This is a genomic window from Rhodococcus sp. MEB032, assembly GCF_030208925.1.
GTDB classification, from domain to species: Bacteria; Actinomycetota; Actinomycetes; order Mycobacteriales; family Mycobacteriaceae; genus Rhodococcus_F; species Rhodococcus_F qingshengii.
Genome location: NZ_JARVSY010000052.1, coordinates 33578 through 49570, shown reverse-complemented (window position 1 = coordinate 49570; position 15993 = coordinate 33578). Strand labels below are relative to the sequence as shown.

General features: G+C 62.4%; 14 protein-coding genes. 5 read left to right on the top strand and 9 right to left on the bottom strand.

Annotated elements, in window-relative coordinates; translation table 11 throughout:
• Positions 1-72 precede the first annotated feature (72 nt).
• Complete coding sequence (locus QRN54_RS31975) at positions 73-573, bottom strand: flavin reductase family protein (RefSeq protein ID WP_007726733.1); 501 nt, start codon at positions 571-573, stop codon at positions 73-75.
• Between the two features lie 240 nt (positions 574-813).
• Here QRN54_RS31975 and QRN54_RS31970 point away from each other — a divergent pair, with 240 nt between their 5' ends.
• Positions 814-1515, top strand: coding sequence for a PadR family transcriptional regulator (locus QRN54_RS31970; RefSeq protein ID WP_081557518.1), 702 nt, complete (start codon positions 814-816; stop codon positions 1513-1515).
• A 1-nt stretch (position 1516) separates the two neighbouring features.
• On the opposite strand, the gene QRN54_RS31965 is transcribed toward QRN54_RS31970, so the two are convergent.
• The 5 genes from QRN54_RS31965 to QRN54_RS31945 form a co-directional block, all read right to left on the bottom strand.
• A complete protein-coding gene (locus tag QRN54_RS31965) occupies positions 1517-2299 on the bottom strand; it encodes an IclR family transcriptional regulator (protein ID WP_285183931.1) in 783 nt (260 codons plus the stop codon).
• 251 nt (positions 2300-2550) lie between these two features.
• On the bottom strand, positions 2551-3462 hold the full coding sequence (gene bphC, locus QRN54_RS31960) for a biphenyl-2,3-diol 1,2-dioxygenase (protein ID WP_007726736.1): 912 nt from the start codon (positions 3460-3462) through the stop codon (positions 2551-2553).
• A 39-nt stretch (positions 3463-3501) separates the two neighbouring features.
• Positions 3502-4683 carry an acyl-CoA dehydrogenase family protein gene (locus QRN54_RS31955; protein WP_218694958.1) on the bottom strand — a complete coding sequence of 394 codons (1182 nt, stop codon included), beginning with the start codon at positions 4681-4683 and terminating at the stop codon, positions 3502-3504.
• Positions 4684-4734: 51 nt separating this feature from the next.
• Positions 4735-5931 (bottom strand): 3-ketosteroid-9-alpha-monooxygenase, oxygenase component, encoded by a 1197-nt coding sequence (locus QRN54_RS31950; protein WP_065455982.1) that lies wholly within the window; start codon positions 5929-5931, stop codon positions 4735-4737.
• Positions 5932-6057: 126 nt separating this feature from the next.
• The gene (locus QRN54_RS31945) at positions 6058-6603 is read right to left on the bottom strand and encodes a hypothetical protein (protein ID WP_003944299.1); all 546 of its coding nucleotides are present in this window, start codon (positions 6601-6603) and stop codon (positions 6058-6060) included.
• 222 nt (positions 6604-6825) lie between these two features.
• On the opposite strand from QRN54_RS31945, the gene QRN54_RS31940 reads away from it, so the two are divergent.
• Positions 6826-8400 carry an AMP-binding protein gene (locus QRN54_RS31940; RefSeq protein WP_042453457.1) on the top strand — a complete coding sequence of 525 codons (1575 nt, stop codon included), beginning with the start codon at positions 6826-6828 and terminating at the stop codon, positions 8398-8400.
• Positions 8401-8424: 24 nt separating this feature from the next.
• On the opposite strand, the gene QRN54_RS31935 is transcribed toward QRN54_RS31940, so the two are convergent.
• Both QRN54_RS31935 and QRN54_RS31930 read right to left on the bottom strand, forming a co-directional pair.
• A complete protein-coding gene (locus QRN54_RS31935; protein ID WP_042452198.1) occupies positions 8425-9108 on the bottom strand; it encodes a response regulator in 684 nt (227 codons plus the stop codon).
• Entirely contained in the window at positions 9105-10757 is a 1653-nt protein-coding gene (locus QRN54_RS31930; RefSeq protein WP_232319003.1) for a sensor histidine kinase, read from the bottom strand. The genes QRN54_RS31935 and QRN54_RS31930 overlap by 4 nt, the downstream gene beginning before the upstream one ends.
• A gap of 112 nt (positions 10758-10869) precedes the next feature.
• Between QRN54_RS31930 and QRN54_RS31925 the strand changes: the two genes are divergently transcribed.
• Complete coding sequence (locus QRN54_RS31925) at positions 10870-11922, top strand: Bug family tripartite tricarboxylate transporter substrate binding protein (RefSeq protein WP_007726742.1); 1053 nt, start codon at positions 10870-10872, stop codon at positions 11920-11922.
• 93 nt (positions 11923-12015) lie between these two features.
• Positions 12016-13401: a CitMHS family transporter gene (locus QRN54_RS31920; RefSeq protein ID WP_003944372.1), complete on the top strand. Its 1386-nt coding sequence runs from the start codon at positions 12016-12018 to the stop codon at positions 13399-13401.
• 6 nt (positions 13402-13407) lie between these two features.
• Here QRN54_RS31920 and QRN54_RS31915 read toward each other — a convergent pair whose 3' ends face one another.
• Entirely contained in the window at positions 13408-14595 is a 1188-nt protein-coding gene (locus tag QRN54_RS31915) for a nitric oxide synthase oxygenase (protein ID WP_042924169.1), read from the bottom strand.
• Between the two features lie 235 nt (positions 14596-14830).
• Between QRN54_RS31915 and QRN54_RS31910 the strand changes: the two genes are divergently transcribed.
• Positions 14831-15991: a globin domain-containing protein gene (locus QRN54_RS31910; RefSeq protein ID WP_003944359.1), complete on the top strand. Its 1161-nt coding sequence runs from the start codon at positions 14831-14833 to the stop codon at positions 15989-15991.
• Positions 15992-15993: the final 2 nt, after the last annotated feature.

Below are 15993 nucleotides of genomic sequence, written 5' to 3'. Positions count from 1 at the left end.
CTACTTCGGACGCTATCGGTGCGGGCTCGATTCGGCGCCGGCATCTCCCACGCAGCGGGACAGCCTGAGCACTCAGGCGTCGAAGCGTCCGAACCCGCCGCGGTAGAACAGAAGCGGACCGTCGTGGCGCAGCACGTTCAGATCGGTGATGCGTGCGACGACGATGGTGTGATCACCGGCGTCGTGCTCCTGCTCGACCGTTGCTTCGATGCGGGCGAGCGCGCCGCTCAGCGCCGGAGCACCGTTGCCGGCGGCATCCCACTCGACGCCGAGGAACTTGTCCGTCCCGCCGCGAGCGAACGCCGAACACATGTCCTGCTGATCGTGGGCGAGAACATTGATGCAGAGAGTTCCCGTTTCGCGAAGCTTCGGCCAACTTGTCGACGTCTTCGCCGGGCAGAACGAGAGCAACGGGGGATCAAGCGATACCGAGACCAGGGACTGGCAGGTGAAACCGAGGGGTGAATTTCCGTCGTGAGCGGTGATGACGGTGACGCCGGTGCAGAAATTGCTCATCACGTTGCGAAGTGTGCGTCCGTCCAGAACTGGCGGCTCGGCGTTTTCCACGGTCATGTCGTCTCCTTGTTCAAATCTTTTGTTCAAAACTCTGCAAACAGCTTCAGAAGCAACGATGTGTGGCGCCGCGGCCGTAATCCAGCGGCAGTCCCACTCAATGGCAGCAATGGCTTCTCGGCACGGGTCAGGACCGACCGAGTGGCAGGTGGAGGGGTTTCGAGCAAATTTGATCCCGCTCAGCGGTCCGTTCGGATTCTACGAAACCAGCAAATGACCAGTGATTGTTAGACTTCGGGCATGTCCGAACCTGATGACGTGTCCCGAGGACTTCCCGCTACCAGCTGGGCAGTGCTCGGGATGCTGACGTTCGGGGAGGAGCTGACCGGAAACGATTTGAAGAAGTGGGCTGACTGGAGTGTCGGCTTCTTCTATTGGAGCCCGTCCATCAGCCAGGTGTACGCAGAACTGAAGAAGCTCGAAAGCATCGGGTTCGTGGAGTCCCGGGTCGTCTCCGAACCAGGGGTGCGAGGCAAGCGCCTTTACTCCATTACTCAGTCAGGAACCGACGCCGTCCGGACGTGGTCACGGGAGGCACCGGTGGAAGTTCCGGTGCTCAAGCACGGTGTGATGTTGCGTCTGTGGATGGGACACCTCAACGAGCCCGAGCGACTGAAGGCGCTGGTGGAAGCCCACATCGCCAATGTCGAAGAGCAGATTCGACGCGCGAAACTCCACGCAGATCATGCCGAGAACGAGCCGGCCTGGTCGTTCCCGGTCATGACGTTGCGATGGTCGGAACGGTACTTCCGAGCCGAGATCGAACTTGCTCGCGAACTGCTCGACGACATCGATCGTGCGACCGCCGAGTTCGCGAACGTCGCCGAGCACGACCGACTGGGATCACCGTTGCCCTCGACGCCTGGCAGATGGAAGAACGTCGAGGAGTACGTGTTGGCGCTCGAGCAAGCCGGGCTCACCGGCAACGGTTCGAGTATCTGAGTCAGGCCCCGGCTGCGGTCGGCATGTTGCGCAGCAAATGACGACGTTGCAAAGTCGGAGTGATGCTCAGCGATCCGCCGTCGATGCCTCGCCAAATGGCAGCGGCCGCCATACGGACCGGCGCTGCGCTGACGTGGTCGAGGCGGAGGGCCTTCGACGGCGCGCAGATGGATACCGCGGCGACGGCGCGGCCGATGGGGCCGATCGGTGCCGCAAGACAGCTGAATCCCGGTAGGCCGTTTCCGGATTCGAAGGCCACCCCGGACTCGCGGATTCTGGCGAGGTGGGGCAGTGCGTAGCCCGAGGACTTCGGCGAACCGAACGCGAGCAGTGCCTGACCGATCGCAGTGGTCTCGGCGCGGCGTCGACCACCGACACGCGTCGGCACTGCGGCGGCGAGGCGTCCGCCGATCTTCTCCATGTAGACCACATCGGGCCCGTCGAGGATGCCGAGGTGAACCACGAATCCGGTGACTCGGTAGAGCTCATGGAGAAGGGGCATGGCTGCAGCGTGGAGGCGGTCCTGATGAACCGCGAGCGATCCCAGTTCGACGAGGCGCATACCGAGTTCGTAGTCACGGCCGTCGCGACGCAGCCAACGCATCGAGACGAGACGTTCGAGCATGCGGTGGGCAGACGAGCGGGGAAGGCCTGTGCTCCGAACGACTTGAGCGAGCGTCAACCTGCCGGGACCGTCGAAGGCGTCGAGAACCAGCGAGACGCGATCGAGAATTGCTGTCGGGGCCGAATCGGCGCCTAAAGCATCCACAGCCTGCAGTGTCATCGTGTACCTCACTTCTCTTAGAGCTCCACAACCAGTGAACTGGCTATTTCAATTAGAAATAGTGTCATAGAGTTACGGATTTGTGAAGTGGATCACCGGTCTGTTTTCGGGCGCGTCGCGGTGGAAACGACGAGGGGGTTTGCGCGAATGCTCGCGCAAACCCCCTCGTCGTTTAACTACTGGCAGGTATTACATCGCCACCGGCAGGTATTACATCGCCACCGGCAGGTATTGATCGCCACCGGCGGGTACTACATAGCTGCCAGTGGTTCGCTTCCGGACCAGTCGTGGCCCCAGTAGCTGTCAGCGGTGATCTCCTCGGAGGAGTACGAGTCCTGATCCACCCTCGCGCCCTCGGTGCCGAACTCGATGTCCCAGCCGCCGGGTGCGCGGACGTAGAAGGAGATCATCTTGTCGTTGGTGTGACGACCCAGGGTCGACGACACGGAGAATCCGTCCTTCATCACGCGGTCGAGTGCCTGGCCGACGGCGTCGAGGGTGTCCACCTCGACCATGATGTGAATCAGGCCGGGTGCGCCGCCGTGCGGTGCCGGGCACAGGGCCAAGCTGTGGTGACGCTCGTTGACGCCCATGAAACGGATTCGCAGCGGCCCGAATTCAGGCGGGGCCGGCAGGCGGAAGGCGCCGCGCGGGTAGAAGCCGAGCACCTCGGTGTAGAAGTCGAAGCTCGCAGCACTGTCCATGACGGGGAGTACGACGTGGCCGAGACCCTGTGAGCCGGTGACGAATCGAGCGCCGAAGGGCGTCACCACGGGGCTGTGGTCGAGGATCGCTCCGTGGAAGACCTCGATGGCTGCTCCGCCGGGATCGGTGAAGGCGATGACCTCTTCGACCCGTCGAGCATCTGCTTCGGCGAGCGAAAGCTGCTCGACCTCGGTGCCGTTCTTTTCGAGTGCTTCTTGAACGCGGCGCAGTGCGGCGTGGTCGGCGACCTCCCAACCGATGTTGACGATCTCGTCGCGCTCACCCTCGACGACGACGATGCGAGCAGCACGCTCGTCGAGTCGTAGGTAGAGCGCGTTCTCGTCCGGCCCACTGCCCTTGGCGAAGCCGAGAACGTCGAAAGCGAAAGTGCGCCAACGTGCCATGTCGTTGGTCGAGATCTTGACGTAGCCAAGTCCCTTGATGTCAGTGCGTGTCATCGTGTCTTTTTCCTGTCGATTTCTTGTGTCGAAGTCTGATCAGATCATCGCCCGCAGCGGACCCTGCGGGTCTGCGCCGAGACGGCTCAGTGATGCGGCGTGGAAAACGGTGCTCGGCACGTGAATTGCGTGATGCTGTCCAGCATGAGCATCGCGCCAGAATCGCTGAAGCGGCTTGTCCATCCGCAATGCGTTGCCACCGCAGCGTGGGTAGACCTGATCGATTGCGTTGACGGCGCGCCAGGCGGCCTGTACCTGAGTCTGACGTCCCTCCGCGCGCTGCTCGAAGGTCACTTCCTTGCCAGCGTCCACTCGATCCCACATGCGGTCGACGTTGGCAAGCAGGGTGTCGCGCGCAGCCCGGATGTCGGCGGTTGCCTGACCGATGGCGAACAAGGTGTACGGGTCGTCCTTGATCGCCGTGCCCTGCGCGTTGATGCGATCGGCTTGGTACTCGTTGGCGTGGAAGAGCATTCCCTCGCAGATGCCGATCGTGGCGGCGGTGATTCCGAGGGGGAAAATGTTCGACCACGGCATGAGGTACAGCGTCTCGGTGCGCCCGTACTTGCGCACTGCCGTGCCGTCGATGACCTCGTCGCAGTCCATGACGCGGTAATCGGGGACATACGCATCCTTGACTACGAGATCCTTGGAGCCGGTGCCGCGAAGTCCCATGACATCCCACGAGTCTTCGATGATCTCGTAGTCGGTGCGCGGAATGATCACATGGAGCATGCGCGGCGGCATCTCCATGTTGCCGTCCTTGTCGCACGCCATCGCGCCGAGGAATGCCCAGTCGCAATGGTCGGTACCGGAGGAGAACTGCCAGCGGCCGGAGAACTTGTAGCCGCCGTCGGTGGGGATACACATTCCGCCGGGCATGTACGGCGATGCCATCCAGGTGTCGGCATCGGATCCCCAGATCTCCTGCTGCACCTTGGGATCCGCGAACGCGAGTTGCCACGGGTGAACTCCGACGATCCCGTGGACCCAGCCGGCCGACGGGTTCAGTGAAGCCATGCGCATGACGGTTTCGGCGAATTCGCGCGGATGCGCCTCCATGCCGCCATGCTCCTTGGGCTGCAGCATGCGGATGGAACCGATTGCCTTCATCTTCTTGGCGGTGTCGTCGGCCACCCGGCCGATCCGCTCGGCCTCGATGCCTTCGGCGAAGATGTCGTCGGCCATCGCGTTGATCTGTTCGAGCACTTCGTACGTCATGTTGTTCCTTGCATCCAGTCTGGTTGTCTCAGCAGTGTTTTCGACTGCGGATCAGGAGGTTGTCTCGAGTGCCTGGGCGTCGCGTGCGGCAACGTTTTCGGCGACTTCCCGCTTCCAGCTCTCCACTGCGCGGGTGGTGTCGATCTCGAATTCGAAGCGCTTCGTCATGTCTTCCGTGACATTCTCGACGTCGGTGTAGAACTGGTTGTACCAGCGACGCAACTGGTAAACCGGGCCGTCCTCCTCGGAGAGCAGGGGGTTGTCGATCGGAGCTTTGTTCTTCCAGATCTCCACGTCCTGAAGGAATCCCATCTCGACGCCCTCGGTGAACTGCGCGGCCATCGCGGCAGTGGACTCGTCGTCCATACCGGGTAGCTTCTTGACCATCGCGCCGTACTGCAGGACGAACGCATTGTTCGAGATCGGGTAGTGGCAGTTGATCAGGACGGTCTCGATGATCTGCCCGTTGGCTTCGCTCTTGATCCAGTCGATCATGTACGACGGTCCGAAATATGAAGCATCCGAACGGAGCACAGCGTTGGGATCGCCGTAGTTGGTGCCGCTGATGACGTCCTCACGTCCCACCGATTCCATGTACTGGCTCGCGACATGACCTTCGAAGATGTTCTTGAAGTACTTGGGGAACGAGTAGTGAACGTAGAAGAAGTGGGCCATGTCCACGACGTTGTCGACGATCTCGCGGCAATGAGAGCCTTCGATGGTGAGCGTGTTCCAGCTCCAGTCGCTCCACTCATCGCTTCCGAAGCCCTCGATGTCGGGGATCGTGACCTCGGCGGGCGGGGGATTTCCCTGGGGATCGTGCCAGACGAACAGCTGACCGTTCTTCTCGAGAGTGATCCATGCCCGCGTCTTGGCCAGCGGCGGAACGCGTCGTGCGTAGGGGATCGCCGTACATTTTCCGTTACCGCTCCAACGCCAGTCGTGGAACGGGCAGGCGATCGAATCGCCCTTGACGGTTCCGTGAGCGAGGTTGCCACCCATGTGGCGGCAGTATGCGTCGAGAATCTTGATGTCGCCCTTGCTGTCGGCGAAGACGACAAGGCTGGTGCCGAATGCCTCGATCTGGTGGGGCTGACCGTCGCGATAGGTATTGCTCAGTCCGAGGCAGTGCCATCCACGTGCGAACCGTGCGGGAGGCGCTGCTGCTTCGATTTCTCGAATTTCCTCGCCGGCGCCCGTCTGCGTCGGGGTGTCCGTAGTGGTGAGTGGGCCGGTTCCGAGTGCCATGTCTTCCTCCGAGCCGCGTCTTGCGACGCTCCAGTGATGTGATCCGTCTCATACAACGACGAAGCGTCCGCTGGAGATACGGCAGTTCCCGCTGGATGGAACGCCTACTCGGTGACCTGCAGAGATTCAGCTCGCGAGTGTCGCCACATCGTCGATCGCGTAAGTCGCCCAGGCCCGGGCAGTGACCACCCCAGCGGGATCGGTGGCGACCAGAGCTACGTCGGCCACGCTCTCGTGGTCCTTCTCGTACGTCGCGAGCACTGTCACGGAGCAGTGCAGATCTGTTCCCGTGGAAGTCGCGGTGCAACGTCCGCGGAAGCGTCGTAGTGACGCCGAGCCGTAACGACGAGCAGCGAAATCAGCAAGGGCGGCAACGGAATCGGTTCCGGTGCCCGCTGTCGGGGCTTCCCGGACGAAGACCTCGGCCACCAGATGCCCGGTCTGGTCGTGGTATTCGGTGATCCGCTCGAGTGTCGAACTCAGCGCCCTCACGGATCCGGTGAGCAGTGCGCCTGGATCGGGGCGTCCGAAGAACACGACGTCCTGCTCGACGACGGCCCCGTCGGGTGCCGAGCGCACGGTGCCGTACAACGAGTCGAAATCGGAGAGGAGCGTGGTGGCAGTACGCGGAGCAGTTGCCGTGAAGTGGGCGGTACCGAGGTTGGTAGTCATGACACTCTCCGTTGGACGCGACCGAGACGCTGTCGTCTCGGTGGGTACATCGACGCTAACCACCGCTCTCACGGGTGACGACGGGCTTCCCGCTGATCGGGAGCATTCTCGGATTCGATCGAAGAGGTGGAACCTGTTCCAGTTTTGTGCAATTCTGGATATCGTATCCGTGACCGGGAGCACATCTCGATGACTGCACGCGCCGAGCAGAAGGAAGACCAGATGACAGACGAGTTCGCTGACCTGCACCGACCGGTATACGGTCCGGACCTGCTCATCACCGCTCTGGAACGCAATCACGACAAGCCCGCGCTGTACCTCGGCGACGTGATCCTCACCGGCGGTCAGATGCGCGATCAGATCAGCTGCTTCGCCCAGGCGCTCGCGTCTTTGGGAATCACTCAGGGCACCAGCACCGCGATGCTGTCGAAGAATCGCCCCGAGGTTCTGATCAGTATGGGCGCGACCATGATCACCGGCTGCCGGGCGAGCGCCTTGAACCCGATGGGATCGCTCGACGACCACAAGTACATCGTCGACGACGCCGAGATCGAGACGCTGATCTTCGATCCCAATGCCTTCGAAGAGCGCGCCGCCGAGTTGAAGGCGTCGTCACCCTCGTTGACCAACGTGCTCTCGATGGGGCCGTCCGAGGTGGGAATCGACATCCTCGCGCTGGCTGCCACGTTCGAGCCCGCGCCGCTGAAGGCAGCGCACGTCGACGCAGAAGACGCCAGCAGCATGGTGTACACCGGTGGAACGACCGGCAAGCCCAAAGGTGTTGTCGGATCCTTCCGTTCGGGTGCTGCGCTCAATCAGATCCAGATGTCGGAGTGGCAGTGGCCCGAGGACAACCGCTTCCTCATCTGCACGCCACTCTCGCACGCGGGTGCAGCGTTCTTCATCCCGACCTTGCTGCGCGGCGGTGCCTTGATCGTCCTGCCTGCCTTCGAGCCAGGTGCTGTGCTCGAAGCGATCGAGAAGCACAAGATCACGGCAACCATGTTGGTGCCCACCATGATCTACATGCTCATGGACCACCCCGATCTGCCCAAGCGGGACGTCTCGAGTTTGCAGACGCTGTTTTACGGAGCGTCCGCGATGTCTCCCGCCAGACTGCAGGAGGGCATCAAGAAGTTCGGTCAGATCTTCTTCCAGTTCTACGGTCAGACCGAGTGCGGCATGACTATTTCGGTGCTGCGCAAGGAAGAACACCTCGCCGACGATCCGGCCCGCCTCGCCACGTGTGGGCGTCCGGTGCCGTGGCTCGACGTCCGGTTGCTCGACGACGACCTCAACGAGGTGCCGCAGGGAGAACTCGGTGAGATCTGCGTCCGTGGCCCGCTGATCATGAAGGGCTACTGGAAGAAGCCGGCCGAAACCGCCGAGGCGTTCCGGGGTGGTTGGCTGCACACCGGCGACATCGCGCGCAAGGACAAGGACGGGTTCATGTCCATCGTCGATCGCAAGAAGGACATGATCGTGACCGGTGGTTTCAACGTGTTCCCCCGCGAAATCGAGGACGTGATCTCGGCGCATCCGTCTGTCGCGTCGGTGGCGGTAGTCGGTGTGCCCGACGACAAGTGGGGCGAAGCCGTCAAGGCCTGTGTCGTACTTCGTGCCGGACTGACCGTCGACACCGAGGAACTGGTCGAGAAGGTGAAGGCGGCCAAGGGTTCGGTTCACGCGCCCAAGAGCATCGACTTCGTGGATTCCCTTCCGCTGACGCCGCTGGGCAAGCTGGACAAGAAGGCGCTGCGCGCGCGGTACTGGGAGACCAGCGCCCGCGCGGTCTAGGAACCAGCGTCGTGTAGCGAAGGGTCAGCGTTTCCAGACGTAACGACGTTCCGGGCGGCCCACCACTCCGTATTTCAGCGAAGTGGTGGACCGCCCGGTTTCGTAGAGGTATTCGAGGTAGCGCCTCGCGCTCGCACGTGAGATGCCGACCCTCTCGGAAATATCTGTGGCCGAGGCGGGTTCGGTTTCGTCTCGTAGTGCTGCCTCGACCAGCTGAAGGGTCTCAGGACTGAGTCCTTTGGGCAAACCTTTGTGGGACGACGCCCCGGGCGCGCCACCTGCCACACCGAAGGCCTCGTCCACTGCTGTCTGTTCTGCTTCGCCGGAGCTGTCGAGATTCGCATATGTCGATCGGTACCGCTCGAGACGCTCACGGAGAACCTCGAACGTGAAGGGCTTCATCAGGTAATGCACGACGCCGCTGCGCAGCGCTTTCTTGACCGAGCCGGCCTCACGCTCACTAGTGATGACAAGAACATCCAGCTCCGGTGCCAGCTCGCGAAACGGGGCGATCAGATCGAGTCCGGTGGTGCCGGGCAGGTGGACGTCGAGAAGAACCAGGTCGGGTTGCAACTCACCGACTGCGGCCAGTGCGGTCTCGGCCGAATGGGCAACGCCGCACACTTCGAAACCGTCTATCCGTGAGACGAATCCGCTGTGCACCTTCGCCACCATGAAGTCGTCGTCGACCACCAGTACCCGGATCATGCGCCCTCTCCGTCGTGTAGGACTGCGCTGAAGACAGTCCACTCGATGTCCTCTGCCGAACGAGTGCTCACGGTGACGTCGCCGCCCCGCCGACGACACGTCAGGCGCACCAGCGCCAAACCGAAACCGTGTCCGTCACTCGATTGTCCCTTGGTGCTCCAACCCTGGCCGAACACCCTGTCGCGATTCTCCGGCGCGATACCGGGGCCGGCGTCCTCGACCCGAACTTCGACCGCGGTGCCACGGCCCCGAATCGACAACCGAACCTTGCGGCGCGCGGCTTCCGGCATCTCACCGACGGCGTCGACGGCATTGTCGACGAGGTTTCCGACCACCGTCACGAGATCTCGTCCGAGTCTGCGGTCCACCGTCTCCAGATGCGTGTCCGCCGCCAGCTCGACCGTGACCAACCCCTGTGCAGCAGCACCTATCTTGGCGATCACGAGTGCGGCGGTGCCGACGTCGGCGATCTTCTCGGTCACGGTCGCGCTGACCTGCGCGCGCTCCATGGTCAGACCCTCGACGTAGCCGACCACCTCGTCGTATTCGCCGAGCTGGATGAGGCCGGAGATGGTGTGCAGTTGATTGTCGAACTCGTGGATGTGGGCGCGTAGTGCGTCGGTGCTGGTTTTGGTCACGTCGAGTTCTTCTTCCACGGAGCGCAATTCGGTGCGGTCGCGGAAAGTGGTGACCGACCCGATGGTGCGGCCTTTCGATTCGATCAAGACGGTGTTGAGGACGAGCAGGCGATCGCCGACAAGAACCAACTGATCGGATTCGGTTGTGCCGAAGGTCAGTACACTCTGGAGGCGGTCGTCGAGACCGAGGTCCCGCACCGATCTACCGGCGCTGCCGCGTGGGATGTCGAGGAGTTGGTGGGCACTGTCGCTCATCAGCACCACCTTTCCCTGCGCGTCGAATGCGATGACGCCTTCCTTGAGACCGCGCAGCATTGCTTCACGTTGGCGAACCAGGTCCAGGATCTCGCCGGCTTCCATGCCGAGGGTTTGCCGTTTTACCCTGCGGGCCAACAGGATCGACCCGACGCCGCCGAGAAGGGATGCCACCGCGAGGTATACCAGGAGATTCGGTGCAGACTGCAGCAGCCGTGTCCAGATCGAGGGGTACTCGATGCCGACGATCGCGGTTCCGGTAATCGCTCCTTCGCTGCCGAGAATCGGAACGTGCGCCTCCACGGCCTTGCCGGAGGGCGTGTCGACCAAACCCGTCCACGACCGATCCTCCGTCTGACGTGCGTCGATGCCGACATCACCGGGACGCGTCGAAATGACGACACTGCCGTCGGCGTCGGCAAGCGAGACGTAGGTGACGCCCGAGATGGCGCGTACCGAGTCGACCGAACCTTGTAGTCCGGAGCGGAGACGGGTCTGCGCCTGGGGGAGTAGCTCGCGTACTGCCGGATTGGCTGCGAGCGATTCCGCTGCCGAGAGTGCGCGACGTCCCTCCTCGCGTTGGAAACTCGCGGACGACTGCGCGAGGGAGAGGGCGGTGACGCACACGAGAACTGCAACGACGATCAGAAGTTGCAGTTCGAGAAGTTGTGTCGCCAGAGTGTGCCGGCGGCGAACCAGCCGGGCAAACAGAGACGACTTGCTCTCTCGCTCCGCCTGCTCGTTTCCTGAGGACACCAGCCAGACCCTAGCCTTCAGTTCGATGCCGGGAAAGCGGCCGTTCGTGAGCACAATGAGCACAAATCAATTTGCTTTCCCAATGGTGACCCCAGTCACAAAGTGCGTCAGTATGAAACCTGTTCACACATCGGTACCGGCAGACAAGGACGAAGCCATGAGCACATCGAAGCGGCTGAGCAGGCATATCGCCCTGCTCGGTGCCTGCGCGATGACTCTCGTGCTCTCGACCGGATGCACTCCGGTCGAGTCCTTCGTCGCCGGTGGCCGAGCGGGTGAGAGTTCCGAAGAACTGCGCGTGCTGGTGCCCTCGGTGGCCGGTGGTGGTTACGACCTGACCGCCCGGACCATGGTGCAAGCACTGGCCGACGAAGGGACCGTCGACGCCGACGTCGTTGTGCTGCCCGGATCGGGCGGCATCGTCGGACTCAACCGGTTGGCTCTCGAAAGCGGGAATCCCGACCTACTCATGGTCATGGGGCTCGGAGTTCTCGGTTCGCTCGAGATACTGCCGTCCGAGCACACACTTGCCGACGTGACACCGATTGCGAGACTCGTCGAAGAACCGGAAGCGCTACTGGTTCCAGCAGATTCACCGTACAAAACTCTCGCCGATCTGACGCAGGCCTGGGTGGCGGATCCGTCGTCGATCTCGATCGGCGGTGGTTCGAGTGAAGGTGGACCGGACGGGTTGTTCCGCCTTCTGTTCGCACGGGCGGTCGGCGTCGATCCGTCGCGCTCCCCGTACCGCATCTACGACGGCGGCGGCGAACTGCTTCCCGCACTGCTCACGAGGCAGGTCGACGTAGCCGCCACCGGTATCGGTGAGTACCTCGATCAGATTGCGGCAGGCACGGTTCGGGTCCTTGCGGTCAGCTCGCCGGCCCGTACCCCGGCGGTGGATGCGCCCACGATGGCGGAGTCTGGCGTCGACGTCACGTTCACCAATTGGCGCGGCCTCATGGCGCCGCCGGGCCTGACGGACGATCAGCGTCAGCACTTGCAGAATTTGGTGCGGGATCTGGCGGCAAGTCCGCGCTGGAACGAGCTGTCTCGCCGAAACGGTTGGAACAGTGCAGTTCTCACCGAACCCGAGTTCTCCGCATTCCTCACCGATCAATCCCGGTTCGTCGACGCAACACTCGATCCGCCCGGCATCAACTGAGCACTACCGAAGTTTCGTTTCACCTCCACGAAGGTCACCGGCTCGATTTGCCGTGCCGTTTTTCTCGGCAATTCAGCACTAAAGGAGTTCATCATGCTCGTCACACTCGGCTTCCTCATGGTTGCGGTGTTCATGTTCCTGATTCTCACCAAACGCGCGACCCCGGTGGTGGGACTGACTCTGGTTCCGGTGGCCTTCGGACTACTTGCCGGGGCCGGCCTCGGAATCGGCGACATGATCACCGACGGCATCAAGTCGCTCGCACCCACCGCGGCGCTGTTGTTCTTCGCGATCATCTTCTTCGGAATCATGATCGACGTCGGCCTCTTCGATCCGCTGGTCAAGCTCATCCTGCGGATGGTGCGAGACGATCCGATGAGGCTCGTGGTCGGAACCGCAGTGCTCGCGATGGTGGTCTCGCTGGACGGAGACGGTTCGACGACCTTCATCATCGTGACCTCGGCGCTGCTTCCGCTCTACCTCAAACTCGGTGTCAGTCCCGTCGTTCTGACGGTGATCGCCGGCCTGTCCAACGCGACGATGAACATCATTCCGTGGGGCGGCCCGACCGTCCGGGCCGCGAGCGCGCTGGGACTCTCACCCTCCGACGTGTTCGTGCCGATGGTGCCGTCGTTGATCGTCGGCCTGATCATGGTCCTCGGATTCGCGATTCACCTCGGGATCATGGAGCGCCGCAGGATCGGGACTTTGGTCCTGACTTCTGAGCGCATCCTCGAAAAGGTCGGAAACGGTGGAAGTTCCAGCACCGGTAGCGCCGGCACCGGCGGCTCGAACGACTCCGAGGACGACGGCGGCGACACCGGACGATTCATCGACGGCCTCGACCCCAAGCGGGACACCTTGCGGCCGAAATTGCTCTGGTTCAACGCTGCGCTGACGACGATCCTTCTCGTCGTACTCGTGATGGACATCCTGCCCATCCCGGTGCTGTTCATGATCGCGTCGTCGATCGCCCTCGCGGTGAACTTCCCGGCGGTCAAGGATCAGGGTGAAGCAATCGCACGCCATTCGTCGAGCATCGTCTCGGTGGTCGCGATGGTGCTGGCAGCAGCGGTGCTGACCGGCGTTTTCCAGGGAACCGGCATGGTCGAGGCGATGGCAGAGTGGCTGCTTCAGGTCATCCCCGACGCGATGGGCCCGCACCTCGCCGTCATCACGGGCGTCCTGAGTATCCCGCTCACGTTCTTCATGACCAACGACGCGTTCTACTTCGGTGTGCTGCCGGTGCTGTCCGAGACTGCAGCGCAGTACGGCATCGAGCCGGTGGAGATGGCGCGCGCCTCGATCACCGGGCAGGCCGTGCACATGCAGAGCCCGCTGGTCCCGGCGATCCTGCTACTGGTCACACTCGCCGGTGTTTCTCTGGCGGATCACCACAAGAAGGTTCTGTGGCGAGCGGGCCTGATCTCGATCACGATGCTCGTGGTCGGCGTCGGATTGGGGCAGATCCCCTTCTGAGCGCGATCAGTTGTGGAAGGGGCACCGGCCTTGGTCGGTGCCCTTCTTCTTTTTTGTCACGAAATTGGGCCGGATGTCGAGATCGGGCTCGTCGTACAGGCGGTGGAACGTCGGCGTGAGCGAGCTGGACATGGGCGGGTTCACCCATGACCAGTCGGTCGGGCACTTGCGCCCGGCCTTGTCCTCACGCGCGATGTGATCGATGAATTGCTTTGCGACAGTGTGATGGTCGACCATGATGACGCCGGCCTTGCGGTAGCTGTGGATAACTGCACGGTTCAGTTCGACCAGTGCGCGGTCCTTCCAGAGCGTGCGGTCGTGGCTCATGTCGAGCTCCATCATCGCTCCGATGGTGGGCAACATGTTGTAGCGATCGGTGTCGCTGAAGTTGCGTGCGCCTACCTCGGTGCTGACGTACCAACCACTGAACGGCGTGCAGGGATAAACGATTCCGCCGATGTCGAGGTTCATGTCCGAGACCGCAGGGACGGCATGCCATTTAAGCCCCAGATCAGCGAACCAGCTGTATTCGGGATGCTCGATCTCGACCTCGAGAACCAGGTCGGTCGGGACGTCGAAGTACTGCAGGGGTTCGTCGGGGACCGAAATCAGTACGGGGAGAACGTCGAACGGCGTACCGGCGCCCTTCCACCCCATCGCGGTGACCTGAGCAGTCAGATCGACGTGCCACGGGTCGCCCAGGATGGTGCCGTCAGGCTGCCGGTAGCCGGCGTAGCGGATCAGTTGCGGGCTGAGGATTCGGTACTCCTGACCGTCCTCGCGGGGGAGTGGCCCGACCGTCACGACCGACTGCAGAGCGCCGCCGTTGGTCGACAGTCGCAGGTGCTCCCAGCATGCTTCGGCGAGAGCGGAAGCCGTGACGGCATCGCGCGCGTCGATGAGTTTGAGGGTCCGCCAATGCGCGCGACCGACGCACCTGGCGTGGTTTCGCCACGCGAGTTTGGCGCCGACGAGCAATTCCTCCGCTGTGTGCGTGTAGGTGCCGGTCCGATGGAGTTCACGCAAGGCCTCACGCCGCCGAGACGTCGGGAGGTGTCCCAGTTCCGGAGAGTCGAAAAATTCGACGCACTCGAGTTCCCGACGTTGAAGCTCGGTCAGCGTCGGGGTAGTGGAGGCGATCTGGGACGTAAGCCCGCTATCGGTGGGCAATTCGTCCTGTCGAACAAAATCCACGGCACGACTCCTGTTTGGCTGGTTGAGATTTCGCTGAACGTTAGCTCGGCGATCGAGAGTGTCGAAGCTCTTGTTTATCTTGCACGCAAGAATAAGAAAGGGACGGTCACACCGCGAAATGGGGTCGCATTGTGACACTTGTCCAGAATGATTTACGAGTCAGACATTTGTGACATAAGCTGCAGACGAAATTCCGCGGCGGGTCTTGCCGCGTCTAGTCGGGACGAGGATGAGCGTGGATTCGCAAGCAATCTCTCTGGTCCGGTCGAGCTTCAAATCCGTCGCTGCGGTAGAAGATGGTCCGGAACGGCTCGCCCGTACCTTCTATTCGATCCTGTTCGCTCGATCGCCCGAAACCCGGGAGTTCTTTCCGGCAGCGATGGATGTGCAGCGTGACCGGCTTGTCAGCGCTATCGCTCACGTCGTCGAACGCCTCGACGAGTCCGACGCGATACTCGAGTACCTCGCACAGCTCGGCCGCGATCACCGTAAGTACGGCGTCACCGACGAGCACTACACGGCAGTCGGCAATGCCTTGATCGAAGCACTCGAGACCTTCGGTGGCGCCGAAATGTGGACCGACGAGGTCGACAGCGCGTGGCGTAACGCGCTCGCGATCATCTCGGCGGCGATGATGGATGCCGCCAACGCGGAAGACGGTCCGCCCGCGTGGAGTGCCACGGTCATCGAATGCCGCCCGGTCATCAAGGGCGTCGCCGTCGTGCGGCTGCAACTCGACCAGACGATGGAGTACCGCGCCGGTCAGTACGTCAGCGTGCAGGTCGCCGCGAGGCCACGGATGTGGCGCTACCTCTCTCCGGCCACACCGTACGACGGGACCGGAATCCTCGAGTTCCACATCCGCCAGGTCACCGGCGGGTGGGTCAGCCCGGTCATGGTGAACCAGACCGCTGTCGGTGACACCTGGGTGGTCGGTTCGCCCATCGGCGCCTTGGGGATTCCGGAGAACTCCAAGGACCTTTTGATGATCGCGTCGGGAACAGGTGTCGCGCCTCTTCGCGCTCAGATCCTCGAACTGATCCGACGCGGCAACACTCGCAAGGTCCAACTGTTCTACTCCGGACAGCATCCGTGCGATCTCTACGACCTTCCGCATCTGTGGAAGCTGGCCGAGAAGTACCCGTGGCTCACGATCATCCCGGTCTCCGAAGAAGACGAGAATCCGTGGTGGCACACCGAAGCGGAGCCACTGCCGCCGATCGGCATGAAGCGGCGCATCGTCGGCAAGGTCGGTAAGGTCGTGACCTCGTTCGGGGACTGGGCGGGCTACGACATTCAGGTCGTCGGCAGCGAATCCATGGTCAACAGCACCAAATTCAGGCTTCGCGCAGTGGGCATCGACGTCGACACCGTTCGCAACGACCCGACGTACTGACC

Excerpts from the sequence above, each read along its gene's own strand:
- QRN54_RS31975 (WP_007726733.1), bottom strand. The coding sequence starts at position 573 with ATGACCGTGGAAAACGCCGAGCCGCCAGTTCTGGACGGACGCACACTT.
- QRN54_RS31970 (WP_081557518.1), top strand. The coding sequence starts at position 814 with ATGTCCGAACCTGATGACGTGTCCCGAGGACTTCCCGCTACCAGCTGG.
- QRN54_RS31965 (WP_285183931.1), bottom strand. The coding sequence starts at position 2,299 with ATGACACTGCAGGCTGTGGATGCTTTAGGCGCCGATTCGGCCCCGACA.
- bphC (WP_007726736.1), bottom strand. The coding sequence starts at position 3,462 with ATGACACGCACTGACATCAAGGGACTTGGCTACGTCAAGATCTCGACC.
- QRN54_RS31955 (WP_218694958.1), bottom strand. The coding sequence starts at position 4,683 with ATGACGTACGAAGTGCTCGAACAGATCAACGCGATGGCCGACGACATC.
- QRN54_RS31950 (WP_065455982.1), bottom strand. The coding sequence starts at position 5,931 with ATGGCACTCGGAACCGGCCCACTCACCACTACGGACACCCCGACGCAG.
- QRN54_RS31945 (WP_003944299.1), bottom strand. The coding sequence starts at position 6,603 with ATGACTACCAACCTCGGTACCGCCCACTTCACGGCAACTGCTCCGCGT.
- QRN54_RS31940 (WP_042453457.1), top strand. The coding sequence starts at position 6,826 with ATGACAGACGAGTTCGCTGACCTGCACCGACCGGTATACGGTCCGGAC.
- QRN54_RS31935 (WP_042452198.1), bottom strand. The coding sequence starts at position 9,108 with ATGATCCGGGTACTGGTGGTCGACGACGACTTCATGGTGGCGAAGGTG.
- QRN54_RS31925 (WP_007726742.1), top strand. The coding sequence starts at position 10,870 with ATGAAACCTGTTCACACATCGGTACCGGCAGACAAGGACGAAGCCATG.
- QRN54_RS31920 (WP_003944372.1), top strand. The coding sequence starts at position 12,016 with ATGCTCGTCACACTCGGCTTCCTCATGGTTGCGGTGTTCATGTTCCTG.